The 25642-nt window shown below is 52.0% G+C and carries 17 protein-coding genes; 7 read left to right on the top strand and 10 right to left on the bottom strand.

Annotation, left to right across the window (positions count from 1 at the left end; genetic code table 11):
* The first annotated feature begins 92 nt into the window (after nt 1-92).
* A complete protein-coding gene (locus ABWO75_RS02980) occupies nt 93-1898 on the top strand; it encodes a M61 family metallopeptidase (protein WP_353182396.1) in 1806 nt (601 codons plus the stop codon).
* Nucleotides 1899-1946: 48 nt separating this feature from the next.
* On the opposite strand, the gene ABWO75_RS02975 is transcribed toward ABWO75_RS02980, so the two are convergent.
* Nucleotides 1947-2441, bottom strand: coding sequence for a hypothetical protein (locus ABWO75_RS02975; RefSeq protein WP_353182394.1), 495 nt, complete (start codon nt 2439-2441; stop codon nt 1947-1949).
* A 182-nt stretch (nt 2442-2623) separates the two neighbouring features.
* Between ABWO75_RS02975 and ABWO75_RS02970 the strand changes: the two genes are divergently transcribed.
* On the top strand, nt 2624-4387 hold the full coding sequence (locus tag ABWO75_RS02970; protein WP_353182392.1) for an AMP-dependent synthetase/ligase: 1764 nt from the start codon (nt 2624-2626) through the stop codon (nt 4385-4387).
* Between the two features lie 95 nt (nt 4388-4482).
* A complete protein-coding gene (locus ABWO75_RS02965; RefSeq protein WP_353182390.1) occupies nt 4483-5394 on the top strand; it encodes a YihY/virulence factor BrkB family protein in 912 nt (303 codons plus the stop codon).
* 7 nt (nt 5395-5401) lie between these two features.
* Here the strand turns inward: ABWO75_RS02965 and ABWO75_RS02960 are convergent, their stop codons facing one another.
* From ABWO75_RS02960 to ABWO75_RS02945, 4 genes are all read right to left on the bottom strand, one after another.
* Nucleotides 5402-8125 carry a carboxypeptidase-like regulatory domain-containing protein gene (locus tag ABWO75_RS02960; RefSeq protein ID WP_353182388.1) on the bottom strand — a complete coding sequence of 908 codons (2724 nt, stop codon included), beginning with the start codon at nt 8123-8125 and terminating at the stop codon, nt 5402-5404.
* An 86-nt stretch (nt 8126-8211) separates the two neighbouring features.
* Nucleotides 8212-9222: an ATP-grasp domain-containing protein gene (locus tag ABWO75_RS02955; RefSeq protein ID WP_353182386.1), complete on the bottom strand. Its 1011-nt coding sequence runs from the start codon at nt 9220-9222 to the stop codon at nt 8212-8214.
* 29 nt (nt 9223-9251) lie between these two features.
* The gene (locus ABWO75_RS02950) at nt 9252-11102 is read right to left on the bottom strand and encodes a flavohemoglobin expression-modulating QEGLA motif protein (RefSeq protein ID WP_353182384.1); all 1851 of its coding nucleotides are present in this window, start codon (nt 11100-11102) and stop codon (nt 9252-9254) included.
* Nucleotides 11092-11889, bottom strand: a complete 798-nt coding sequence (locus ABWO75_RS02945; protein WP_353182382.1) for an N-formylglutamate amidohydrolase — start codon at nt 11887-11889, stop codon at nt 11092-11094. The genes ABWO75_RS02950 and ABWO75_RS02945 overlap by 11 nt, the downstream gene beginning before the upstream one ends.
* A 219-nt stretch (nt 11890-12108) precedes the next feature.
* Here ABWO75_RS02945 and ABWO75_RS02940 point away from each other — a divergent pair, with 219 nt between their 5' ends.
* The 3 genes from ABWO75_RS02940 to ABWO75_RS02930 all read left to right on the top strand — a co-directional run bounded on the left by ABWO75_RS02940 (nt 12109) and on the right by ABWO75_RS02930 (nt 18099).
* Complete coding sequence (locus ABWO75_RS02940; protein ID WP_353182380.1) at nt 12109-13305, top strand: efflux RND transporter periplasmic adaptor subunit; 1197 nt, start codon at nt 12109-12111, stop codon at nt 13303-13305.
* Between the two features lie 101 nt (nt 13306-13406).
* A complete protein-coding gene (locus ABWO75_RS02935; protein ID WP_353182378.1) occupies nt 13407-16586 on the top strand; it encodes an efflux RND transporter permease subunit in 3180 nt (1059 codons plus the stop codon).
* Nucleotides 16587-16617: 31 nt separating this feature from the next.
* Nucleotides 16618-18099 (top strand): efflux transporter outer membrane subunit, encoded by a 1482-nt coding sequence (locus ABWO75_RS02930; RefSeq protein ID WP_353182376.1) that lies wholly within the window; start codon nt 16618-16620, stop codon nt 18097-18099.
* Here the strand turns inward: ABWO75_RS02930 and ABWO75_RS02925 are convergent.
* Together ABWO75_RS02925 and ABWO75_RS02920 are read right to left on the bottom strand one after the other, a co-directional pair.
* Nucleotides 18058-18630 (bottom strand): thioredoxin family protein, encoded by a 573-nt coding sequence (locus tag ABWO75_RS02925; RefSeq protein WP_353182374.1) that lies wholly within the window; start codon nt 18628-18630, stop codon nt 18058-18060. The genes ABWO75_RS02930 and ABWO75_RS02925 overlap by 42 nt on opposite strands.
* An 83-nt stretch (nt 18631-18713) precedes the next feature.
* Nucleotides 18714-19067 (bottom strand): MmcQ/YjbR family DNA-binding protein, encoded by a 354-nt coding sequence (locus ABWO75_RS02920; RefSeq protein WP_353182372.1) that lies wholly within the window; start codon nt 19065-19067, stop codon nt 18714-18716.
* Nucleotides 19068-19583: 516 nt separating this feature from the next.
* Here ABWO75_RS02920 and dnaK point away from each other — a divergent pair.
* Nucleotides 19584-21509, top strand: coding sequence for a molecular chaperone DnaK (dnaK, locus tag ABWO75_RS02915; protein WP_353182370.1), 1926 nt, complete (start codon nt 19584-19586; stop codon nt 21507-21509).
* Nucleotides 21510-21571: 62 nt separating this feature from the next.
* On the opposite strand, the gene ABWO75_RS02910 is transcribed toward dnaK, so the two are convergent.
* The 3 genes from ABWO75_RS02910 to ABWO75_RS02900 form a co-directional block, all read right to left on the bottom strand.
* Nucleotides 21572-22483: a nucleotidyltransferase family protein gene (locus tag ABWO75_RS02910; protein WP_353182368.1), complete on the bottom strand. Its 912-nt coding sequence runs from the start codon at nt 22481-22483 to the stop codon at nt 21572-21574.
* Nucleotides 22484-22655: 172 nt separating this feature from the next.
* A complete protein-coding gene (locus tag ABWO75_RS02905) occupies nt 22656-24197 on the bottom strand; it encodes a helicase HerA-like domain-containing protein (protein ID WP_353182366.1) in 1542 nt (513 codons plus the stop codon).
* Nucleotides 24198-24260: 63 nt separating this feature from the next.
* Nucleotides 24261-25642 (bottom strand): glycoside hydrolase family 2 protein (locus tag ABWO75_RS02900; RefSeq protein WP_353182364.1); only part of this gene is annotated, 1382 nt, incomplete at its 5' end.

Genomic DNA, 25642 nt, shown 5'->3' with positions numbered 1-25642 from the left:
CCTGTATCACATTTTTTACAGCAAAACCGTTAATTCCTTTGGCACATCGTCCTATACTTATACTTTTGCATTACGCCTAGTCTGACATGAGCATGAAAAATTTTTTTACCAATCTGTTTATCATTATGGTCACCTTCACCGCCCCTGCCTTTGGTAACACCCACATCCGATTCGAGATTTCTTTCAAAGAACCCCAGGCACACTATGCCGAAATAAAAATGGAAATTTCTGGACTGAAGAAGGATTTCATCGATGTAAAAATGCCCGTATGGACACCCGGTTCATACCTGGTGCGTGAGTATGCCAAACATGTGGAAGGTGTTGCAGCACACGATGCTTCAGGGAGTTCCCTTGAAATAAGTAAAATCAATAAAAATACCTGGCGCGTTGCTTCGGGTAAAAGTGACCGGATCGTTATCAACTACCGGATTTATGGCTTTGAGGTATCGGTCCGCACCAATTTTATTGACGACAGCCATGCATTCCTATCGCCTGCGGCGACTTTCCTGTATGTGGACGGGATGCTGGATCATCCCGCGGAAATTTCCGTAGTCCCCCACCCTGCGTGGTCTTCGGTTTCGACCGGACTCGAACCTGTGGCCGGGAAGCCCAATACATTCGAAGCCGCGGATTTCGATCAGCTGTTTGACTCGCCCATTGAAGTCGGCAACCAGGATATTATCACATTCGAGGCCGCCGGCGTCCACCACGAAATAGCCATGGTGGGCGGCGGCAATTACAATAAAGAGCGGCTCATCCGCGACTGCTCGACCATCATTGAGGAGTGTACGCGAGTCTTTGGTGTGAACCCCAACAAACGCTATGTATTTATTGTGCACAACTACCAGTCAGGCGGCGGCGGACTGGAGCACCTCAATTCAACCGTGCTGGGCGCCAGTCGCAACGGCTACCAGAACGAACGTTCCTATGTGGGATTCCTCGGTTTGGTGGCCCATGAATATTTTCACCTATGGCATGTCAAACGGCTTCGCCCCATCGAACTCGGTCCATTCAATTACGACGCGGAGAATTACACCCGGTCACTGTGGATCATGGAAGGCTTTACCGCTTACTTTGACAACCTGATTCTCCGGCGGAGCGGCTTCCTGACCGAATCTGCGTACCTGCAGGCGCTGGTCAACGATGTCAATGCCGTTGAGAACCGTGCGGGCAACCGGATACAGTCTGCCGCACAGGCCAGTTTCGACGCCTGGATCAAGTATTACCGCCCGGATGAAAATTCGGCCAACACGTCGGTATCCTATTATAACAAGGGGGCGTTACTGGCCCTGATACTCGACCTGCGGATACTCGAGGCGACCACCGGGGCAAAACGGCTTGACGATGTGCTGAAAGCCGCTTACCAAACCTTCTACGTCGAAAAAAAGAGGGGCTTCAGGGAAGCGGAGCTGCAGCAGTTGATGGAGGAAGTGGCGGGTACATCGCTGGCCGATATTTTCCAGGCCGCCCAAACGACCGAACCGATCGACTATAACCGCTACCTGAATGCAGTGGGTTACGAACTGGTGGATTATCATGAAGACCGGAATATTCCCGAGCTTGGCTTCGCTACCTCGGTAAACGACGGGCGCATTATGGTATCTGCCGTCAGCCGCGGTACCGGGGCCTGGGACGGCGGCATCAATGTACGCGACGAGGTGATTGCCATCAACGGCGAACGGCTCGATGCGGGCGGCAAAGAACTGAACCGGGTGATGCAGACGGCAGCGGTAGGTGATGTGCTGCAGGTGTTGGTGTCGCGTGATGGCCGGGTGCGGGAACTGGCGATCACGTTAAGACAGGAAACAAAGGGTGCATTCAATATTATGCCGCTATCCGGTGCAACCGAAGAGCAGGAACGGCTGGGCAGCATCTGGCTTTCACAGCCCCAGCAATAGCCGACAGGCTGCCGGCATTCCGCGGGGATGCCGGCATCGTCCATATCTTTAAAAAACAAACCGGATAGACAGGCCAATCCCGTCAAACCGTACGCCCGATTCGGGTGTCAGTTCCATCGTAGGCTTCCAGTCGAGCGAAAGGTTGATCGGCGCCGTGGGGATTTTATAATCTGCCCCGACTACGCCATCGAAACTCCAGGCCATGCCATTTTCGTCGATATCTTTATAACGGTATACCCCAAGCCCGCCACCAAAGCCGTAGTACCATTGCAGGCCTTCCACATCGATAAACGTGATGGGACGGTGAATTTCGTATAATCCCAGCAATTTAAAGATGGTGAAGTTCCGGTTACCCTGAAAATTCACAATCCCGTCTATCGCATTATTCTCCGTTAGAAAATGCTTATAGGTAATCCCGTTTGCCACACCAAAGCGACCACCCACGGCCCGTGAATAGGTTGGACCCTCCTGGGCCAGCGCCGTTTGCTGTGCAACCCCGATGACCATCAAAACCACTAACCAAACAAATCCTTTTCTTTTCATGCGATAACGAGCTAATATGTAATGTAAACGATAAACGAAAGTAAGCTATCATAGCCTTTCTTTCAAAACAAATGCCAAATGTAGGCTAATTCTTCGATTTCAGAACGACAATTTCAGCGAATAATTGTTATCTTTAGTGTATTATATCTCAAACACGATAAACCGGGATAAAATAACCTGATATGGCAGCTCCAATGCGCATTTTTGACATTCTCCCCCATTATAAAGCCAACCACGCCAAATCCGTAATGGTCGCCGGAAAGGCGAACGGACAGTGGACAACCTACTCCACGGACGACTTCCTGACCGTTGTCGACCAGCTCAGCAGGGGCCTGGCCGCCCGGGGGATCGGCAAGGGAGATAAAATTGCGTTAATGTCTGCAAACCGGCCGGAATGGAATTTCTGCGACTTTGCGGTCAGCCAATTGGGTGCGGCGATTGTTCCGCTCTATCCCACATTATCCAGCCAGGACCTTTCGTTTATTATCCACGATGCAGGCGTAAAAATCATCCTGTTAAGCGACACCGAGTTATATGAAAAAGTGCAGGAGGCGCTTAAGCAACACGATCTGGCGGCTCCTATTTATACGTTCGATCCGGTAAAGGATCAGCCTTCGTGGCAGCAGCTGATCGATGAAGGCAAGCAAAGCGACATTGACCTAACCCCTTACCGGGAGGCTGTGAGCGCGGACGACCTACTGACACTGATCTATACTTCGGGCACCACGGGTAAACCGAAGGGCGTATTCCTCTCGCATAGGAATGTGATGAGTAATGTAGACGACTGCCAGCACCTATTGCCCGGTTTCTTTAAAAAAGCCATCAGTTTTCTGCCGTTGTGCCACATTTTTGAGCGCATGGTGGTGTACCTATACTTCCTGAAAGGCGTGGAAATCCATTATGCCGAAAGTATGGATACCATTGTGGCCGACATCAATGAGGTAAAGCCGGACGGGTTTACGACGGTTCCCAGGGTGCTTGAAAAGGTATATGACCGTATTGTAGCCAAAGGCAAGGAACTCTCGGGTGTGAAACGGCACCTTTTCTTCTGGGCACTGCAACTGGGTCTCCGTTATCAGGAGCCGGGAAAAAACAGCTGGTGGTTTGCCCTGCAGCTTGGAATTGCCCGCAAACTGGTATTCAGCAAATGGCAGGCCGCCCTGGGTGGTCACATCAAACTACTCATCTCCGGTGGTGCAGCCCTGCAACCCCGTCTTTCACGTGTTTTCTGGGCTGCCGAAATACCCGTTCTCGAAGGGTACGGGCTTACCGAAACATCACCGGTAATTGCCGTGAACAGTCTGGAGAAAGACGGCGTAAAATTCGGTACCGTAGGCCGGGTGCTCCGGAGTGTCGAAGTCAAAATTGCCGCCGACGGTGAGATCCTCTGCCGTGGTCCCAATGTAAGCATCGGCTATTACAAAAATGACGCGGCCACCGCCGAGGCGATTGATAGCGAGGGGTATTTTCACACCGGTGATATAGGCGAACTGACTCCCGATGGATTTCTGCGCATCACCGACCGGAAAAAAGAGATGTTCAAAACCGCTGGCGGAAAGTATGTCGCCCCCCAGGCACTGGAAAATAAATTCATGGAATCCACGCTGATTGCCCAGGTGATGGTGGTGGGCGAAAACCGGAAATTCCCCTCTGCATTGATTGTGCCCGCATTTGATGAACTTGAAAAATGGTGCAAAGTGAAGGGCGTTCCCTTTAAATCAAGAGAAGAGGCCATTAAATCGGATGCGGTTATTGACAAATACCAGCGTGAAATTGATCGGCTCAACCAGGGGTTTGGCCAGTGGGAAAAGGTGAAGAAGTTTGTGCTATTGCCAAAGGAATGGACGATTGATGCCGGCGAGCTAACGCCGAAGCTTAGCCTGAAGCGCAAAGTCATCCTGCAGCGCAACGAAACCGTGATCGACGGCATCTATCCGGAAGAATAATGGCGCTTTATTAACGGAGACGACTCCATTTTCAATGATATTGGCCCATGAAGGCGTTTAGTATTTCCTTTTACAAAGAAATAGGAGAGCTCATAATGGAAACCTACCGTTCGTTTTCAAGCGACCGGGCAATGAAGATGAGCGCTTCCCTGGCTTATTATACCCTCTTTTCCATTGCACCGCTGCTCCTGATTGTCATCTGGACGGTAGGGTTTCTGTATGGCGAGCATGTCGCCGGGCAGGAAGGTGTGCGGACCGAGGTATTTGACGAGCTGACCTCCCTGTTCGGCGCCGACGTCGCCGCACAGATCCAGCAGCTCATCGAAAAGATCAGTTTCGCCAATGAATCCGGTATCGGCATTGCCATTGGCATCGGCACACTGATCGTGGGTTCGACCACGATCTTTATGGAAATACAGGACTCGCTGAATACCATCTGGGGCTTAAAACCGAAACCTAAAAAGGGATGGCTGAAAATGCTGATTAACCGCGCTCTTTCTTTTTCCATGGTACTTGGCCTGGGCTTCCTGCTGATTGCTTCCCTCCTCCTGAACGGAATTATTGTGGCACTGAGTAACCAGATTGGACAGTATTTTCCCGAAATCTCCCTCTGGATGGTGGAGTGGATTAATATCGGGCTTACGTTCCTGGTGATTACCACCCTGTTCGGCACCATTTTCGGCGTGTTGCCCGATGCACGCCTGCGTTTTCGTGATACCGTCGGCGGCGCCATTTTCACCGCACTGCTGTTCATGCTGGGCCGGTACCTGATTTCATTGTACATGCAATACAGTGCGCCGGCATCGGCTTATGGAGCGGCAGGTGCCGTCATTGTATTGCTGCTATGGATTTATTATTCGGCGGCAATCCTATATTTTGGGGCCGAATTCACGAAAGCCTACGCACACCGGTATGGCAAGGGCATTTCACCCGCGTCCTATGCGGTAAGGATCATCCAGCAGGAACTCGAGGTTGAGCCCGGGGCGCCGCCACGCAGCGGCACATAACCATGCCTCAGTTTATCGTATACCGGTAGATCGTCCGGCCGATGTTGCCATGCACGTCCGTGCCCTCTACAACGACACGGTAACTGCCTTTTCCATCTGCATTATAGTAACTGACCCGCGCTTTCCCGTCGTCACCCGTAGTTACATCCGGATTCCAGTATATTGTGGAGCGGATGTCATTTACCGCGCGGCGTTCGGGGGTGTCATATTTCGGCACGTAGAATTTGCGTTCCTTGACATATCCCAGCGGTGTAAGGTCAATAATATTACTTTTAGGCAGCATGCTTTCAATTTCGCTCAGCGACATCCGGGGTGCCTTTTCTTTCTTTTTGGTGTATATGGAAACGACGCCATTATTCTGGTAGCTGCGGCTTACTACGCCCAGCTCATCACGCATAAATATTTCAATACCCTCAATTTCGGCGGGTACAATGCCATTCAGCGCATTTACATCCACAGCCATGCCATTCAGAAAAAACTGCACGGGTATACGCCCTCCGGCATTGTAATCACGCGTAATGTAGAAGTTCTGGCTGCGATCATCGTAGGTAATTCCCGTCAGCACCGTACGCAGGCACATCATCAGCACGTTGCAGCCCTTCAGGCGATCCGGCTCAATGCGGTGGTCTGCCATGCTTAGCCCCGAAAGGGCTGGATAGTCTTTATGTGTGAATGCCGGGCCGGTTCTGCCGGTCACCTCCACTTCTTCCAGCAGAATGGAAGTCCGGTATTCATTGCGGCTGTTACTGAGGTACGGGGCGAGCGATGTGTCGATGTTCAGCAGGTTATCGGCCCGGTAGCTGCTCGAATCGATTGCCGGAAACTGCGTGGGGTTTACATTAATGACCATATTCCGGTAATTATCATTACCACGCGCATTGATCGTCACCCGCACGGAGTCCGTAAACACCAGGTCCTTAAAAGCAAACTCCCCGTTTTCATTGGTGTAGGTATCCGTCCGGAAACTCCGCTCGGGTATGGAAAGCAGCAGTCCGCCATTGGGTACCGGTTTCCCGTTATTCAGGCGCAACACACCCGAGATCTCGATCCCCTGTTCCGGCAGGAAATACACCTGTGGATACTGCCCGGCCAGCACTTCCTCATACGAAAAGCGGCGGTAGCCCTGGGTCAGCAGCAGCACATCCAAAGCCTCCCACCGGATGCCGTCCGGCCCGTTAAAATAAAAATTCGGCTGCTCCACATATCCCTGAATATCCGATGTGAGCAGCAGGTTACTAAGAATCGTAACCGACTGATTATCATCAAAAGGAACCTTCGTTTCGTCTGTCACTGAAATCGAATAGCCGCCCGCGGTCGGGTCACCATTGTTATTTACCGCGATATCAAGGTTCACCGGTTCCTTTGCGTTGTAAGCCGGTTTATCCGACGTCACCTGGATATCGAGCGGTTTGATATTTTCCACAAAAGCCAGCCGCTCGCTGATCGGCTTACCGTTCGATGTAAACAGGGTAAACTGAGCGATACCCGTTGGAAAACGGTCCTTCGGCAGGTTGATCAGTACCGAGGAATTCCGCAACGTAGCCTGGGCGGCATAGCACAGGATGCCGTTGCTTTGGGCGATCACGTAATACACCTCATTTTCGTGGGTTTTATGAAAGGCCTCATTGGCCACAATAGCCAATTGGATCTGGGCTGTATCAGCCTTTAAAAATGTCAGACCGATACCTTCGGCAACCACCGGCGGCAACGGATAGGTCCGTTCCTGCCCGTTTTCAAAAGTTACTTTCGCGGTATAGGAACTTCCGGCCTGGGGAACGAAAGTAAATTGTCCCATGCCCAGGTGTGTGTCGGTGAAGGATGCTGCGGCCCGGTTATCCGGACCGACTACCTCGCCCTTCACAGGAAGCCCCAATCCGTCATTTCCGACCGCCTTAAAGGCTATTTTCTGGGTCAGTCCGGCGATCAATTCACCACCTTCCGGAAAAAACTGCACATCGGCATCCCAAAGGGCTGCCTGAAGCGGAAACCTTCCGACAAGCGGCGATGCCGATCCGCTTTGCGGGGTTAACGATACATGCAGGTTGCCCGCGCGCAGCAGCTCCCGGTCATTTCCATTAATATTGATAATGACGTTACCCATGGCATCCGTTTCCCCTTTTCCATTGTCCAGGGTCTCCCAGCCCGAAGTCACCTGCCAATTGATTTTTCGGTTGTTCAGAATCTTCCCTTCACGATCCCTGAATTGAATGGTAGCCTGCGAACGGGCGTTTTTGCCATTGCTGACATCCTTGAATGAGATGGTATGGTGCAGGTTATTGTTAAGCACATCGCCAATCGGGATAATCTTATTGAAGAAATAAGCCGGGTCAAAATTGACCATCCATTTGGTATAGGCGCGGAACCGGTAATTGCCCTGGGTATACCATTCCTGGTCGAGCACCAGGTGGCCGTCGCCCATCCGGTCGGCAAGTGGGATACGCAGCGTCTGCATCAGCGAATCGCGGCCGTTCATGACCTCCACGTACACGACCTTACTCAGGTCGTAATCGTACATGTTACTGTTCAGGTAGGCTTTAAACCATACCGTATCGCCGACTGCATAATAAGGTTTATCAAAGTGAAGGTGTACCTTTTCGATCGGGTAGGCGTCCAGCAGTTTCTGGGTACGCTCAACCAACGTGTTGATACTAACGGTATCCTGCCGGGCAAACGCAGCTACGAAAAACAGACTAAAAAATAAACAGGAAGCGATTTTTTTGATCAGGCTCATTCAAGTCAATATTAGCTTTGCACACCCGGCTAATATATTCTTTTTTGCCCAATCACGCCAATGCTTGCGGCAATTTTAACATTTCATTACGCCGTTTTATGCCGGCGTGCCGCTGCCTGCTCTTCTACTGCGGCAATAACCGTCGGAAAGAAATCCGTGCCGTGCAATTTCCCTGCGTGGCGCAATCCACCCGGACTGAACACGTTTATTTCCATTAACTTATCCCCAACTACATCGAGCCCGACCAGAAACATACCGTCCTTCCTGAGTTTCGGCGATACGACCTCCACAATTTCCCGGAGCTGTTTGTTCAGGGTCGCCTTCTTTGCTTCGCCGCCCTGGTGGATATTACTGCGGATATCTCCCCCCTGCTGAACCCGCCGGATAGCGGCCGGTTTGCCGTCCGTCTCCAGCACCTCGCCATTCAGCAAAAACAGCCGGATATCTCCTTTCCGCGCTTCCGGCAGGTATTCCTGGGCAATGGCAAAACCATCCCTGCAGATGGCTTCCACGATCTGTTTCATGTTTTTGCTGTCTTTTTTATCAACGAGAAACACATTCTTTCCACCGGATCCTTTCAGGGGCTTAAGGATAATTTTGCGTTGGTGGTCGCGGTAAAAGGCCTCCACATCAGCGATATTCCGGGTAATGATGGTCGACGGGCGTACCTTTTCCGGAAAATACTGCAGGTACATTTTACTCGATGCGTAAACCAGCCCGTGGGGGTCATTAAGTACAGTAACGCCCTGTTCGCTGGCAAGCTGGCCAAAGGAGATACCAGCATCCTGCGCCCATGGCCGGCTTTCCAGATCCGCTGCCGGATCATTCCGGAGGAGCAGTGCGTCCAGTTGTTTCGCGCTGACCGGTTCCTTCTTGCTCTCACGCAAGGCCTCCAGTAAGGTGGCGGGCGACCGGAATTCCCGATCCGGCAGGCTGCGCGCATGGGCGCCCATCTGCCCGTTAGCCAGGTAAGCCAGGTCGCCCACACCGATATAATATACCTGGTGACCCATCCGATGGGCTTCCAACGCAAGTCCGGTAGTCGTATATTCAGCCCCTTCCTTGTGTGTTTGATTAACTAAAAATCCAATATTCATGTTGCGTGAGTTAGCGATAAAAGCGTTAATTAACCGATCATTTTAAAAATGCTGCCGCCGTTTTTAATATCATCCAGCCGGTCGATGAATGGTTTATCCAGAAACCTGGGGCGCAACGGCGACGGATTAAGCAGGCCACGGTGCATCAATTCCTCAATGACCGGCAGGTAGTCCTGCCTGATTTTGCCAACAAGCAGTTTGGTGATATCCTTTCCCTGCTTAATGTACTCGATGACATTGAGGAGGCCCTTCAGGTATACGGCATCCTTGGTGAGCCCTCCGCCGCGGTATACCCGCATGGCAATGTGAAAGGCTGTTTCCGATTTAAACTGATATTTATCCGTCAGCATAAAAAAAGTATCCGAAAACGAATTGCCGGCAATCATGTGGTATACGGCCACCACGCGCGCGGCAAGCGTGCGGATCCGCTCGTTGGTAAGCCCGCCAACCAGGTATTCCGCTAGTACGGCAAGCCCTTCTTGCAATTGTTCATAACCGGGTACGCCCAGGTAAAACAATTTCAGCGGCTGCGCCATCCCATTATAGTAGGTCACCACGTGCGTACCGATCTCATGCTGGACCAGCGCAAATGCCCGGGCCCGGGAAATCCGGTACCGGCTGCTGACGTTCAGTGTACCCCGGGAAACCATCACCCCTTCCACATCCTCCCGGATCCGGACGGCCGTCGATACCTGGCCATACTGCCGTTTTAAGAATTGCAGTTCGGCCTCAGCCAGGCTGGCAAATTCGGCCGCCTGCAGCATTTCACGTTGTTTCGGCAATTCGCTGGGCTCGGCGGCGACCAGTATGGCACGGGCTGTCTCAAGCAGGCTTTCCTCGATATTTCCGAAAAGCTGCTGGCTGCTGTACAGGAAATCGGGTTTCTCCCGCTCGCCCAGCATGTTCAGCATGCGGTCGATCTCCTTCCGCTTGTCGCGGAACAGGTACGCAAGTGTCGGGTCCGAAATGTGCTCAATAGGCAGGTTATACAGTTTACGTTTAATCAGCTCGGGGTCTATCGGCATCGGACGGTAGTGGAACGAAGGTGTGCCGAGGTACTTGCTTTTGGAAAATCCGGCCCACTCCTCCTTCACGTTGATTGGCGTTACCAGCAACAGAAAATCAAACAGCTGGGTATACTCGGCCAGCTTGTCGTCAATTTCCCATACCAGTTCGTGCAGCTCCGTCGTTCCCAGCATTTCAAAATGCGCCGCATTGTATGAAGTCTGCATGCGCACGAATTCAAAAAAGCTCTTTTTCAGTGCTTTGCCGAACCCTTCACGCAATTCCCGCAGGATCAACGGGTAAGGCAATCCCGTTTGCTGGTCGATGTAAATGGGTGCGATTTCCAGGCCAATCAGGATGATCTCACTTTTACGGGCTTCCTCATTGCCCATCAGCGCATCATAGTACGGTGGCGCGGGCATTTTTTTCTCCCGTTCCAACACGGCTTCCATCTTGCGACTCTGGCTCAGCCGGATTTCCTGCAATTCATTCCGCAGCTTTTCGGCTACCGGCAACGCACTTTTCTGGTTCAGGTGAATGGTAAATGCCGCCGCATCCGCCTGATCCGAAAGCCATACCTCAAGCAGCATGAATCCGCCAAATTTATCAGCAAGGCTATTGGCAATCGTTTTGATCGTCAGCCGGGTCGATTCATCATCCGGATGAGCGGACGAAACCAGGTAGGCCGATTCCGTTTCACCGAGTGTGGGTGTAAATGTGTCTTCAGCCCCGGGCGGTATCCGATAAACCAGTAAAAAAGGTACGGGGCGATCCAGGTGCAGTTTTCCGCCATTCGGCAGGTCCATATGCAACGGGTTGCCCTTTTTGAGTTTGTCGGCAATACGGTTGATGTATTTTTTTGCTTCAGTGGTCATCAGGCCTTTCCTTTTGCTTTTCGTCAAGCATATCCAGTAAATACGGGATACTGCACCGCAGCAGTTGTTTCAAGTCATTCAGGTGCTGTATGTCTACCCTGCCGGTCCATTCGTCCATGAATACCTTTTTAAACTCCAGCGATAAAACACAGCCATAAGACCCGTACCGGTCATTGATCCATTCCGAAAATCCGCCGCCGCCAAATTTGATGTTCTCCCGGACATCAGCGGGGTGATTGCTAATCCGGTGGTGCGTTAAAAAACGGGTAAAGCGCTCGCCGAAGGTTTTCCATGGCGCCCGATTATGCGCCGTGCCGATATTGATTTCCGGATTCTCCGCCGTTTCGGCTTCGGCATCCGGCGATTCACGCCGGTAATTGTAACTGTGAATGTCCAGCACCACAAAACCACCAAATGCCGCTATCGTATCGTCCAGCAGTGCAGCCATGTCCCCGTAAAAGGCATCGTATTGCTGCAGCAGTTCTTGGCGCAGGGCATTGGGCAGTTCCGGCTGCCAGACCTGCAATCCCCACGCGTCCTCGGGCCGGTGGTAGATAGCGCTGTCGCGGCGCCGGTTTAAGTCGAGCTGAAACCGAGATGTCTTTACCGTTACCCGGTTTACCGGCAGCATGGCCAAGTAATCTGTATACGGGTCCTCTTCCCGAAAACGTTCATGTTCCTGCAGGGTTAGGTAAGCACGCAATGTGCGGTCAACAATATGGCCATCGTGTATTGCCGCAGCGACAATGGGACTTTGTGCCCTTGTTATCGAATAGTGTAACTTCATATCCGTTATTCCGATGGTTCATCATCCCCTCCCGTTGACTCCGTAATCGAAAATAGTAACACGCAAGCTACCTAAATGTTTGATCGTGCCCGGACGGCCAAGATGAACCTTGGCATGTATTCTGACTTTACCTATAACAACCGCGGCTTACTGAATTGCGGCAACAGCATCATCATTAACAACAGTACCAGCTATTAGAACATTAAACGAGAAACAGCTATGAGCATCAAAACCGAAAATAAAATTAACACATTAATAATCAGCACTTTAATAGGAATATCCAGTATTAATTTTTCAAGTTGTACCATCGGATCGTCCAAAACGAACGAGCGGGAACAGGCCGCATTGGCGTTGCCCGTACACGTTGTAGACACGTCCACAGCCATTACTGTAAGGGACTATCTGGGAACGATAGAAGGCACAGCCAATGTAGAAATACGTCCACAGGTTGAGGGCATTTTGGAAGAGATTTACGTGGATGAGGGAGCCTTTGTAAAAAAAGGCCAGAAACTTTTTAAGGTCAATCCACTGCCCTATCAGGAACAGCTCAATAATGCGATTGCCAGTGAAAATGTGGAGAAAGCCAAATTGGAAAATGCCAAGCTGGAAGTCGAGCGTTTACGGCCACTGGTAGTGAATGAAGTAATTTCAGAAGTGCGGCTCCGTACGGCTAAATCGGAATACGATGTAGCCAAAGCGTCGCTCGACCAGGCCACGGCCGCTGTTGCCACGGCACGGATTAATCTTGGATTTACCACCATAAAAGCACCGGTAAGCGGCTACATCGGACGGATCCCGAAGCGGATCGGAAACCTGGTTACCAAAAGCGATTCGGAACCCATGACGGTATTATCGGATACGCATGATGTATTTGTGTATTTCGCCATGAGCGAATCGGATTTTCTCTACTTCAACAAAAGACAGAACCAACCGGAAACGGAAAAGACCGCGCAGGAAGACACGTTGGGCAAATCGGGATCGTCCGACCTGATTCCTTACGTATCACTCGTATTGGCTGATGGCGAAACCTATCCGGAAAAAGGCGTGGTTGACGCGGTCAATGGGCAGGTAAACCGTACCACCGGGGCTATATCCCTGCGCGCTACATTTCCCAACCCCGATAATATTCTCCGCTCCGGAAACAGCGGTACGTTGAAGATGGAAGAAAGTCAATCCGGCGTATTGTTGGTCCCCCAGGTTGCTACAACCGCCTTACAGGACAAAATCTTTGTCTATACGCTGACACCGGAGAACACGGTAAAACAGCGGGCGATTAAAGTGGGTGGAAGCAGCGGTTCCAATTACATTGTGGAGGCGGGCCTTGAGGTGGGCGACCGGATTATCCTGACCGGTTTTGATAAGCTTACCGACGGCATGGAGATCCAACCCATTATCAAAAACCCCGCAGGCAGTTAGTATACCTGGCTACTTACTGATTTTTTAACAGCTTTTAATAGGGCCGTGCGCATGTAACAGCCTCCCTCGGGCTATTGCACAGGCAGAACAAGTTACTTTTTATGCTTAAAACATTCATCAACAGACCGGTCTTAGCTACCGTAGTATCCACGTTGCTCGTCATCATCGGGCTCGTTAGCATGTGGCAGCTGGCCATTACCCGTTTTCCGGAAATTGCCCCGCCAAGTGTTACGGTATCCACATCGTATCCCGGCGCAAACGCCGAAACGGTGGCCGGTGCGGTACTCCTGCCCATAGAAGAGGCCATCAACGGTGTGCCCGACATGACGTACATCCGTTCATCCGCCACTAACTCGGGGTCGGGCAATATCAACGTCTTTTTTGAAACCGGCACCGATCCCAACCAGGCAGCGGTGAATGTACAGACCCGTGTTTCAAAAGCCAACGCCAACATTCCCGCCGAGGTAATCGAATCGGGCATTACTGTAGAGCCCCGGCAAAGCGGGATCATCATGACCATCGACATTTACAGCGACCATCCCGATACCGTATACGACGAAACATTCCTCCAGGCTTATGCGCAGATTAACCTCATGCGTGAGCTATCACGGGTGGATGGCGTCGGGCAGGTCAGGCGCGTCGGTGCGCGTGATTATTCCATCCGTACCTGGCTGAACCCCGAAAAGATGGCACTCTACGGCTTGGTGCCCCAAGATGTGACCGCTGCAATACGCGACCAGAATTTTGAGATTGCCCCGGGTAAATTCGGTGAAACCTCCGATGAAGCTTTTGAAACCATCCTCCGGCACAAAGGCCGGTTTACGTTACCGGAAGAGTTCGAAAAGATTGTAATCAAAACCAATGAGGATGGGTCCGTACTCTACCTGCGCGACATTGCCCGGGTTGAACTTGGCGCCACCAACCTCGGGAGCGACAACAAGGTTAACGGCTATCCCGGACTTACGCTGAATATCATCCAGACATCCGGCTCAAATGCGCGGGAAATTGACATTCAGATCAGGGATGTGCTGGAACGGTTATCCCGGAATTTTCCGGATGGCATCCACTACAACATCAGCTACAGTGTACGCGACCAGATTGATGAATCGATCAGTCAGGTGCAGCACACTATTTTTGAAGCGTTTATCCTGGTCTTTCTCATTGTATTTATTTTCCTGCAGGATCTCCGTTCCACGCTCATTCCCGCCATCGCAATCCCCGTATCGCTCGTCGGTACGTTCTTTTTCCTGCAATTGTTCGGGTTTTCGATCAATGTGCTGACCATGTTTGCCCTCGTGCTGGCGATCGGGATTGTGGTCGACGACGCCATTGTGGTCGTCGAGGCCGTACACCAGAAAATGGAACGGACCACCCTCGGCCCCCGGAAAGCTACGCTGTCGACCATGGGCGAAATTACCAGTGCCATCCTTTCCATCACCATGGTCATGGCCGCTGTATTTTTTCCGGTGGGCTTCATGAGCGGGCCATCGGGTATATTCTTCCAGCAGTTTGCGTACACACTGGCCACGGCCATCCTGATATCGGCACTGAATGCGCTCACCCTTACACCGGCACTTTGCGCGCTTTTGCTCAAACGGCCGAAACACCAGGATGGACTGACAGCCGAGCTCCCGCAGGAAAAACAGGCGTTATCGGGTCTGAACCGGCTTAAAGATCGATTCTTCACGGCATTCAACACCGCCTTCGATTCCTTTTCCGGCAAATACATCGGGTCATTGCATTTCCTGATCAAACGGAAGGCACTCAGCATCGCGGGATTGGTGGTCATTACGTTGCTGGGCATCTGGGCGATGGGTCGGACACCGTCGAGCTTCATTCCTACAGAAGATGACAGTTTCATCACGTACTCCATGGCGATGCCGCCGGGCGCCTCGCTCGCCCGTACAACAGACGCATTGGCCAAGGCCGACAGCATTCTCCAGCAGCGCGAAGCAATTGAGGGGATGACGACGGTTTCCGGTTATAATGCCATTGACGCGAGTGCCAGCTCTGCATTTGCTGTGGGGTACATTAACCTCAAGCCCACGAAGGAGCGGGGCGAAATCCGGAACATCAATGCCTTTATGGACACCATACGCAAAGACCTGGAACAGATTAACGAAGCCTCATTCAGTGTGTTCCCAAGACCGACCGTACAGGGATTCGGTGATTTCTCCGGCCTGGAGTTTGTGCTGCAGGACCGGATGGGTGGTTCCATGTATGATTTCGGACTGGCAGCAGATTCGTTCATCACCATCCTGGAAGGCCGAAAGGAAATTGCATCTGCCTACACGACCTTCAACGCCAACTTCCCCCAATACGAGCTGGCCATTGACCCGGTGAAGGCAAAAGCCCTGGGTGTGGATGTCAACGACCTGATGCGTACTGTCCAGGGGTATTACGGCCGTGTGCGGGTAAGCGATTTTAACCGGTTCGGGCGGCAGTATCGGCTATACATGCAGGCCGATTTCGAATACCGCCAGAATCCGGAATCATTCAAATCCATCTTTGTTCGCAACGACAAGGGGGAAATGGTACCGGCCAATACACTGATCACCCTGAATAAGGTGATGGGGCCCGAAATCGTAAACCGTTATAACCTGTACAATGCCATCGCGATCAATGCCAGTCCTGCGGAAGGTTACAGTACCGGCGAGGCCATGGATGCCATGGAAGAAGCGGCAGCCGAACACCTGCCGGCGAATTACAGCTATGAATGGACGGGAATGAGTCTGGAAGAACGGCAATCGGGCAGTCAGACCACGCTGATTTTCACACTCAGCATCCTGTTTGTCTATTTCCTCCTTGCAGCACAGTATGAAAGTTACATCCTGCCGCTGGCCATTTTACTGTCGGTACCCGTGGGATTAATCGGTGTTTATGCCGCCGTAAACCTCGTTGGACTTGAAAACAACATTTACGTGCAGGTCGGGCTCATCATGCTGATCGGCCTGCTGGCCAAGAATGCCATCCTTATTGTTGAATTCGCCGTGCAGCAACGCCGTGCGGGACTGAGCATTTTAGAATCGGCAATTGAAGGCGCTCGCATGCGTCTTCGTCCCATTCTGATGACCTCACTTGCATTTGTGGCCGGATTGATTCCGCTGATGTGGACCGTCGGCCCCTCTGCCCAGGGTAATCATTCCATCAGTTTCGGTACGGCCGGCGGGATGCTGGCCGGCGTTACGCTGGGTATTTTTATCATCCCCGTATTGTATGTGCTATTTAAGCACCTCGACGAACGGGTTAAAAACAGGCTGAAGACGGAAGACGAAGACTAACGAGCGGACCATTGAAAATAAACGAATGAACATGAAACAATCCAGTATGCAGTATAGCCGATTAGCATTGCTTTTTATTCCGCTGCTCGTCGCATCGTGCAACGTAGGGAAAGATTATGTCCGACCGGATCTGGACCTGCCGGATACGTACCGGCAGGCCGATAGCCTGAACCGCGACACCACCCATATCGGCGATATTCCCTGGCGCGACTTTTTTACTGACAGCACCCTGGTCGGACTGATTGATACCGCCATCGCCAATAATTATGACATGCAGGCGGCACTGAAAAACATTGAAATCGCCAACCAGTCGCTTCGGCAGTCGCGGGCGGCTTTCCTCCCCGAAGTGGAAGCACAGCTTGGCGGAGTCAATCAGCAGTGGCGGTCGCGTGATTACTATTCCAACCCATCGTCCAACTGGTACGAACGGCCCGGCGAGGGCGAGGCACCCGAAAACCTGTATCGATTGCAGTCGCAGTATTTTTCCGAAATCAATGTCAGCTGGGAGCTCGACATCTGGGGTAAAATACGCCGGCAAAAGGAAAGCGCCCTTGCGGAATACCTACAAACTTATGAGGCCCGGAAAGCCGTGCAGACCGCGCTCGTTGCGGCCATTGCCGATGGTTATTACAACCTGCTGATGCTGGACGAACAGCTGGAGGTAGCCCGGCGCAACCTGCAACTAAACGACAGCACATTACACATTGTCAAACTGCAGCGCGATGCGGGGGAAGTAACCGCCCTGGCCGTACAACAGACGGAGTCGCAGATGCTGGTTGCCGCCTCGTTAATCCCCCAGTTGGAACAGGAAGTCACCGTACAGGAAAATACACTGATGGCCCTGACCGGACGAATGCCGCGGGATGTTGTACGCTCCGGCCGGTTGGATGATTTCGTAACGGAGGATAACCTGGCCGCGGGCGTTCCATTGTCTATGGTAGCCAACCGGCCCGACGTGCGGGAGGCCGAACTGGCCCTCCGGTCGGCCAATGCGCAGGTGGGAGTAGCCCAGGCGTACCGCTACCCTGCATTGACCATCAATGCTTCGGGCGGACTGAATGCGATGCTACCACAGAACTGGTTCAATATCCCGGGCGCACTCTTCGGTGGGATTATCGGCGGGGTTACGCAGCCGATATTCAGTGGACGACGGTTGAAAACCCAGCACGAAATCGCCAGGCTGGAGCGCGATAAAGCCGAACTTGGTTTCCAGCAGGTCGTGCTCGATGCCGTCAACGAAGTAACCAATGCACTGGCCATGATAGACAAATTACATGAACAGTACGAAATTGCGGAAAAGCGGGTGACCACTTCCCGTTTGGGAGTTAAAAATGCAAACCTGCTTTTCCGGAGCGGTTATGCAACCTACCTTGAGGTGATCACCGCCCAAAGCAGTGCACTCACCAGTGAATTGGACCTGGTGGCCATCAAACAGCAGCAACTGAATGCGAAAGTAGCACTATATAAGGCGTTAGGCGGTGGGTGGAAGGATGTCCGTGAGGACAACGGTTAGCTCGGCCTGCAGGGATTTCCCCTTATCGTTATTGTACCAATGCTGCAGATCGGTTTTAACCCGTTCGAAATCCGCCCCGGTAGCCAGCAGCTGCTGATACACCTCCTGGCATGCGGCCGGCCGTGGCCCCCAGGTAGCCAAGTCTTCGCCGGCGCTGTTCCGGATAATCAGTTTCGGAATGGATTTACTTCCGGCAGTAAGGTATTCGTTGATCCGGAAGGGCGGGGAATCGCGCAGTTCGAAGGTCACCGAAATCAGTGGGTTATGCGTACTGGCAAGGTGCAGGAAAGGCAGGGAATGTGCCGCGTCGCCACACCAGGGTTCCGTAATCACGATCCATTGCTGTGGATGGGAAATACGCGTTACTGCTCCGACAAACGCTGGATCCAGCTGCCCTTTCTTTAGCCAGCGGTTCATCCTCGACCAATTGAGCCGCGTATAATCAAGATATTCGGAGCGATCATAAGGTGCCGGTGGGTTGGGGTTATTCAGGATGCGTCCGAACTCGGACAGGTAAGCGGTAAAATCCATAACAATGTGCTATTTGCTGCGCTGCAAAAATACGCATTACCGATGAGCAGCCGGTCTTGCCAATGTCAAAACTGGCACAGGAATTAACGCAGCATCTCCCGGTCTTTCCGGGGCAGCCCGGCCACCACCAGGTCGTAGCTATGGTCAATGAATCCGGCTAATGTCCGATCATCCAGCTCGCCGTTACACACAACGGTGTTCCAGTGCTTTTTATTCATGTGATATGCACCTGACACGGAATGCGGGTGCTGTTCGCGCAGTTCCAGCGCATACGCCGGATCGCATTTCACGTTAAACGACAGGGGTCGGCTGTCCATCCCGGTCAGGAGAAAGATTTTCCCTGTTACCTTAAACACCAGGGTATCCGGTCCGAAGGGACAGCCTTCCGTAACCCCGGGCTTCCGAAGGCAGTAATCGCGCAATTGTTCGATGTGCATAGGCAAACAGTTTACTAATGAACATCAATTATACGCAAAAAGCAGCAATCCAACCAGCGGCATCATCCACTTTCTGTGTCGCGGCTGCCCCCTTTCCGGCGCTTATTCGGGGATCCTTCGGGGGCGCTTCGAGTGCGCGTCGGGACTCCTTCGGGGCTCCTTCGACTGTTCTTCGAGGCGGGTTCGACCCGTGTTCGACTCCGCTTCGGGGCTGCTCGGCATGCAATCCGTTGCGTTCCGAAGACGTTCGAGGAATCCCCGAAGGAGTCCCGAACCAGTCTCGAAGAACAGTCAAAGCAAACGGCAAGACGACCGCAATGTCCGCTGAGTACAATGTAGCAGATTCCGCAGCGTCCCCCGCAGCAAAAAATGACACAATGTCAGGATTTTGTAACCCAACCTGTACTTTATACGTTAAACTGCAAATAATTGGCACGGTACAGGGATTGGCACAGCCATTGATACACCTTAAAAGGTAAAATTTTGTTCATCAACGTATAAAAGGAAAATTTAGATATGTCAAAAATTATTGGAATCGACTTAGGTACTACCAACTCCTGCGTAGCCGTGATGGAAGGCAACGAGCCGGTAGTGATCACGAACAACGAAGGAAAGCGCACAACACCGTCTATTGTGGCTTTCGTGGAGAATGGCGAGCGCAAAGTGGGAGATCCTGCCAAACGTCAAGCCATTACCAACCCCAAAAAGACCGTATATTCCATCAAACGGTTTATGGGAACTACCTACGATGAGGCCAGCAAAGAGGCTAACCGCGTACCGTACACCCTCGTTAAGGGCGACAACAACACCCCCCGGGTGGAAATTGACGACCGTAAATATACGCCTCAGGAAATCTCTGCCATGATTCTGCAGAAGATGAAAAAAACCGCTGAGGATTTTCTGGGCCAGGAAGTAACAGAGGCCGTGATTACCGTGCCGGCTTACTTTAACGACGCCCAGCGGCAGGCAACTAAAGAAGCAGGTGAAATTGCAGGCTTAACCGTAAAGCGCATCATTAACGAACCTACGGCTGCTGCGCTGGCCTATGGATTGGACAAGGCCAATAAAGACATGAAAATTGTCGTGTTTGACTGCGGTGGCGGTACCCATGACGTTTCCGTACTGGAGTTGGGCGACGGGGTATTTGAAGTAAAATCCACGGATGGCGATACGCACCTGGGTGGGGACGACTTTGACCAGGTTATCATCGACTGGCTGATCGACGAATTTAAAAGCGAAAACAGCGGTTTCGACCTCAGCAAAGACGCGATGGCGCTGCAACGGTTGAAAGAAGCTGCTGAAAAGGCCAAAATCGAACTGTCAAGCTCCTCTTCTACGGAGATTAACCTGCCGTACATCACGGCTGATCAAACCGGGCCCAAACACCTGGTGCGCACATTAAGCCGTGCGAAATTTGAACAGCTGGCCGACGGATTGATTAAGCGTACCATTGATCCCTGTAAATCTGCATTGAAAAATGCAGGCTACTCTCCCGCTGATATCGATGAGATTATTCTGGTGGGTGGTTCCACCCGTATTCCTGCCATACAGGATGCCGTAAAAAAATTCTTCGGCAAAGATCCGTCAAAGGGTGTAAACCCGGACGAGGTAGTAGCACTTGGTGCCGCTATCCAGGGCGGGGTATTGACCGGAGAGGTGAAGGATGTATTGCTCCTGGACGTTACCCCGTTGTCATTGGGTATTGAGACCATGGGCGGTGTAATGACCAAGCTGATTGAATCGAACACCACGATCCCGACAAAGAAATCGGAAGTGTTCTCCACCGCGTCTGACAACCAGCCTTCAGTGGAAATTCACATTCTGCAGGGCGAGCGTCCAATGGCTGCGCAAAACCGCACCATCGGCAGGTTCCACCTGGACGGCATTCCACCCGCACCGCGTGGCATACCACAGATCGAAGTAACGTTTGATATCGATGCCAACGGTATTCTGCATGTTTCGGCTAAGGATAAAGCTACCGGAAAGGAACAGAAAATCCGTATCGAAGCTTCTTCCGGCCTGTCGGAGGATGAGATCAAGAAAATGAAGCAGGAAGCAGAAGCCAATGCCGAATCCGACAAAAAGGCGAAAGAGGAAATCGACCTGCTGAACGCAGCAGATGCGCTGGTATTCTCCACCGAAAAGCAATTGAAGGAATACGGCGATAAGATCAGCGCCGACAAAAAAGCACCGATCGAAGAAGAGCTGAAAAAATTGAAGGATGCACATGCCGCCAAGGACTTCGCCGCGATTGAAACAGCGCAGGCTGCACTGCAAAATGCCTGGAATGCAGCTTCGGAAGAATTGTACAAGGCGTCACAGGACGCAGCAGCTTCCGGACAGCCAGCCGGTGATGCCGGTGCCGGACAGCAGGCAGGCGGTGGCACGGATGATGTGACCGATGTGGAATATGAAGAAGTGAAAGACGACGATAAAAAATAGTCGGAAGGAACGGATAAAAAGTAAGCCCCGCAGAAATGATCTGCGGGGCTTTTTGCTTTAGCTTAAAACAGCTTTTCAGGATAAACACCATCCCGGACCAGCCGGGCAATGCTTTCCTGTACAATGGGTTTATCCTCCTGATAGGTTACACCAAACCATTTTTCCGAAGTGGGCAGCACCTTAAACCGCGCTTTACCGCTTTTAATAAGTGCGTCAGCCACCAGCGGAATAAAGAATTCTGCCTTGGGGTTGTGTTCATTGGCGGCTACAAAATCTTTGAACAGGGCCTCGGTTTCAGCAAATACCGCCGGTGTGAATCCCCAGAAGTTCATGGATACGCGGCTGCTCCGTGGTAATTCGGTTTCCTTTCCATCTTCCTCATAAAAGATCCGCTTCTGTCCGTCTACGTCTTTAAAATAGACTTTGATGCGTTCATTAATGCCGGTCATGTTGCCTTCGTCATCCACCTGGCAGACCCCCCTGGACACCGATCCATAGTCAGAAAGCGTCTTATCTATCTGGTATCCCATCAGGGAAAAGGTATCATCCTTTACGCCGGCTGTCAGGAATTTCGCCATTTTTTCGAATGCTTCGTAGCCATAAAAATCATCAGCATTGATCACGCAGAAAGGCTCGTTGATCTGATTACGTGCCGAAAGCACCGCGTGGGCAGTGCCCCAGGGTTTAGCCCGTTCGATTTCCTTATCGATACCAAAAGGCGTAAGATCGAAATCCTGAAACACGTAATCGGTAGCAATCCGGCCGTTCAGTTTCGGCTCAAAAATATCACGGAACTTTTCCTCAAATTCCCGGCGGATAATAAAACTGATTTTGCCGAAACCGGCGCGTATGGCATCGTAAATGGAGTAGTCGATAATAGTCTCTCCATTGGGGCCAAAGGCATCAGTCTGTTTCATGCTCCCATAACGGCTCGCCATTCCGGCGGCAAGAATCAATAATGTCGGTTTACTCATGTTTAACTAATGTATGTTTTTAAAGCAATAAACGGAATTTCCCATCGATTGTTGCCAAACTTAGGTAAAGTTGCTTCGATATGCAAACGATAATCGCAGGATAAAAACCAGCGTGAATAAATCGCGTTGTTACCGTTAGCATCCCGCTTTTCGCGGCAATGTACCGCTTCCGTTACCGCTTGCGGCGGAACATGGCGGCCAATATGCCGTTTGCGATCCTACCGAGCAGCTTTACTCCTTCACGGGCCAGGGTTGCCGAAGCCGCTTTGGTCGCGGCTTCCATCGGGGTTTGCCGGGCACTTCCGCGCCGGGCCGTGGGTTTTGTGCCTGTATTGCCCTCCCGGAACTCTTCCGCTTTCCGGGCTTCCTCCCGCTCATCCAGCATCTCGCTGGCACTGCGACGGTTTACCGTTTCATGGTATTTGGCATAAAAAGGCGAACCATTAACCAGCTGCTGATAGGCTGTTCCCTCCAAGGGTCCCATTACCGCGCGGGGCGGGATCAGGTGCGTGGCCACCACTTCGGTCGGAATTCCTTTTTCGTTGAGTACCGTAATCAGCGCCTGTCCCGTTCCCAGGGAGGTAAGCGCACGGTCTATTTCGTAAAAATCGGAATGAGGATAAGTACGTACTGTTTTGCGGAGTGCTTCGGCATCGTTTGGTGTAAACGCCCGCAGTGCATGCTGCACCCGGTTTCCCAGCTGGCCCAGTACCGTTTCGGGGATATCCGTCGGTGCCTGGGTGCAGAAAAATACCCCTACCCCCTTGGAGCGGATCAGTCTGACAATCTGCTCAACCTGCGAGAGGAATGGCTTTGGCGCATCTTTAAACAGCAGATGTGCTTCATCAAAGAAAAATACGAGCTCGGGCTTATCCAGGTCGCCCACCTCCGGAAGATTCCTGAACAGCTGCGCCAAAAGACTCAGTAAAAACGTAGAAAACAGAATCGGCTGGTGCTGAATATCCGAAATATTCAGCAGGCTGATGACGCCTTTTCCGTCGACACGCTCAAACAAGTCCTGGACATCAAACTGCTTTTCGCCGAAAATATGGGCAACACCCTGTTGCTCAAGCGCAACTATTTTCCGTAGGATGGCACCGGAAGTGCTTCCGCTGATACGGCCGTAGGTCGCTTTAATCGCTTCGGCCCCCGGCCCGTCTGAAAGATAAGCCAGCAGTTTCTTTAAATCCGCAAAATCCACCAAAGGCATCTGCTCATCTTCGGCATATTTAAAAAGTGCGGCCAACACACCGGTCTGCGTATCGTTAAGCTGCAGGATCCGGCCCAGCATTACCGGACCGAAATCCGTCACGGTGATGCGCATCGGATTGCCCGTCTCTCCCGATAGGGAAAACAATTCAACCGGAAAGCCGGCAGGTACAAAGGGCCATTTTAATGCCTCTCCCCGCTCAACCAGCGCAGGATTCGATGCGCCGGGCTGATGCAGCCCGGACAGGTCGCCCTTCACATCCAGCATGAACACCGGCACGCCGGCATCCGAAAGCTGTTCGGCAATCAGTTGAAGTGTACGGGTTTTCCCCGTTCCGGTAGCGCCGGCAATGAGTCCATGCCGGTTCATCATTTTTAACGCCAGGTTTACTTTGGCGTCGGCAACAACCTGGCCGTCCAGGATTCCTGCACCGAGAAAAATAGCGGCGCCTTTCGGGCGATAGGAGGTGGTAATTCGCGCGATAAATTGGGTTTGATCACTCATGAAATTAAACTATACTGAAACTAAGGTTTATGACAAACGGCATCGATGACGCATGACGGTATTTTAGTCCGGATCCTGCTGATAAAGCAATTGATGTAAGTTATGCAATACCGTTTCCGGCATTTTGATAACTGCCCTGTCGTATGTCATGAGCCCGTTGGTTTCAATCTCAACATCGGTGGTTTGAGTATATACGGCAGCGGAGAGGCCCAGCGGAATCAGGTGTGCCAGGTCGTTCACCAGCCCCTGATAACGTTTTTGAAGTTCATCCGCATTTTTGAAACTTTGGTACCCCCAGTTGTCCTGCTGTTGCCAGGTATGACCGACAATGGGCAGTCCCAGACCACCGAATTCGCCCAGCACCAATGCCTGATTGGCACCGAACAGCTCCGGACGTGGCATCACGGCGTCCGGATAATTGTGGACATCCAGCACATGGCCCACGCCAAAAAAATTCCCTCCGCTGGCGCTGTTGACCAGCCGCGAGGGGTCGTGCGCCATGGTCCATGTTGTAATATCCCGGGTTTTGAACTGCCCCCATGCCTCATTAAAGGGCACCCATACCACAATGCAGGGGAAATTATAAAGCGCATCCATAATCGCTGTCCATTCCTTTCGGTAGATGGCCTCAGATTCGGGGGTCCGCTCCTTATCGTACTGCCGTCCGGAGGTCAGGCCCGGCCGCATATCCCAGTGATTGCCGCCCAGATCGCCACTTGGCATATCCTGCCATACCAGCAAACCCTCGCGGTCACAATGGTAATACCACCGGGCAGGTTCCACCTTGATGTGCTTCCGGATCATATTAAATCCCATTGCCTTGGTCTTTTTAATGTCAAACAGCAGCGCTTCGTCTGTCGGCGCGGTATACAAGCCGTCCGGCCACCAGCCCTGATCGAGTGGGCCATACTGGAAGCGGAATTCATTATTGAGCAGTATACGCTGGATGCCGTTGCCATCTTTGCCCATGGAGATTTTCCGCATGGCAAAATAGCCTGAAGTTTCATCTATTGGTTTATTACCACGGATCAGGGCAACTTTCAGGTCGTACAGGAAAGGATCGGTCGGTGACCAGTGCCGGGCATTGGCGATGGGCAGCAACGCATCGGTGCCGACAGGCACGGTTTCCTCCGCTATTTTCGCTGTACCGTTCCAGGCGGAGACCCGGATCTGGTCGCCCGGCTGCGCCGATTCGACCACGGCCTGTATCAACACTGTTCCCTTATCAATGTCAGGTGTATGCTTTGTAGCCACCACATAACTTTCCGCCACCCCTTCCAGCCACACGGTCTGCCAGATACCGGTAACCGGTGTATACCATATTCCATTCGGTTTTACGACCTGCTTTCCATTGGGCTGCGGCCCTTCATCCGTTGGGTCCCATACACCTACCACAATTTCCTGCGGTGCATTCCCCTTTTTCAGCAGGGGTGTGATATCGAAAG

The sequence above is a fragment of the Parapedobacter lycopersici genome (genome assembly GCF_040395035.1).
GTDB lineage: Bacteria > Bacteroidota > Bacteroidia > Sphingobacteriales > Sphingobacteriaceae > Parapedobacter > Parapedobacter lycopersici_A.
The sequence above is the reverse complement of the archived record's forward strand: the minus strand, read 5'-3'. Positions and strand labels throughout refer to the sequence as shown.

Coding starts and splice junctions, on each gene's coding strand:
- ABWO75_RS02970 (WP_353182392.1), top strand. CDS start 2,624: ATGGCAGCTCCAATGCGCATTTTTGACATTCTCCCCCATTATAAAGCC.
- ABWO75_RS02965 (WP_353182390.1), top strand. CDS start 4,483: ATGGAAACCTACCGTTCGTTTTCAAGCGACCGGGCAATGAAGATGAGC.
- ABWO75_RS02955 (WP_353182386.1), bottom strand. CDS start 9,222: ATGAATATTGGATTTTTAGTTAATCAAACACACAAGGAAGGGGCTGAA.
- dnaK (WP_353182370.1), top strand. CDS start 19,584: ATGTCAAAAATTATTGGAATCGACTTAGGTACTACCAACTCCTGCGTA.
- ABWO75_RS02950 (WP_353182384.1), bottom strand. CDS start 11,102: ATGACCACTGAAGCAAAAAAATACATCAACCGTATTGCCGACAAACTC.
- ABWO75_RS02925 (WP_353182374.1), bottom strand. CDS start 18,630: ATGGATTTTACCGCTTACCTGTCCGAGTTCGGACGCATCCTGAATAAC.
- ABWO75_RS02975 (WP_353182394.1), bottom strand. CDS start 2,441: ATGAAAAGAAAAGGATTTGTTTGGTTAGTGGTTTTGATGGTCATCGGG.
- ABWO75_RS02905 (WP_353182366.1), bottom strand. CDS start 24,197: ATGAGTGATCAAACCCAATTTATCGCGCGAATTACCACCTCCTATCGC.
- ABWO75_RS02960 (WP_353182388.1), bottom strand. CDS start 8,125: ATGAGCCTGATCAAAAAAATCGCTTCCTGTTTATTTTTTAGTCTGTTT.
- ABWO75_RS02945 (WP_353182382.1), bottom strand. CDS start 11,889: ATGAAGTTACACTATTCGATAACAAGGGCACAAAGTCCCATTGTCGCT.
- ABWO75_RS02935 (WP_353182378.1), top strand. CDS start 13,407: ATGCTTAAAACATTCATCAACAGACCGGTCTTAGCTACCGTAGTATCC.
- ABWO75_RS02910 (WP_353182368.1), bottom strand. CDS start 22,483: ATGAGTAAACCGACATTATTGATTCTTGCCGCCGGAATGGCGAGCCGT.
- ABWO75_RS02920 (WP_353182372.1), bottom strand. CDS start 19,067: ATGCACATCGAACAATTGCGCGATTACTGCCTTCGGAAGCCCGGGGTT.
- ABWO75_RS02980 (WP_353182396.1), top strand. CDS start 93: ATGAAAAATTTTTTTACCAATCTGTTTATCATTATGGTCACCTTCACC.
- ABWO75_RS02940 (WP_353182380.1), top strand. CDS start 12,109: ATGAGCATCAAAACCGAAAATAAAATTAACACATTAATAATCAGCACT.
- ABWO75_RS02930 (WP_353182376.1), top strand. CDS start 16,618: ATGAAACAATCCAGTATGCAGTATAGCCGATTAGCATTGCTTTTTATT.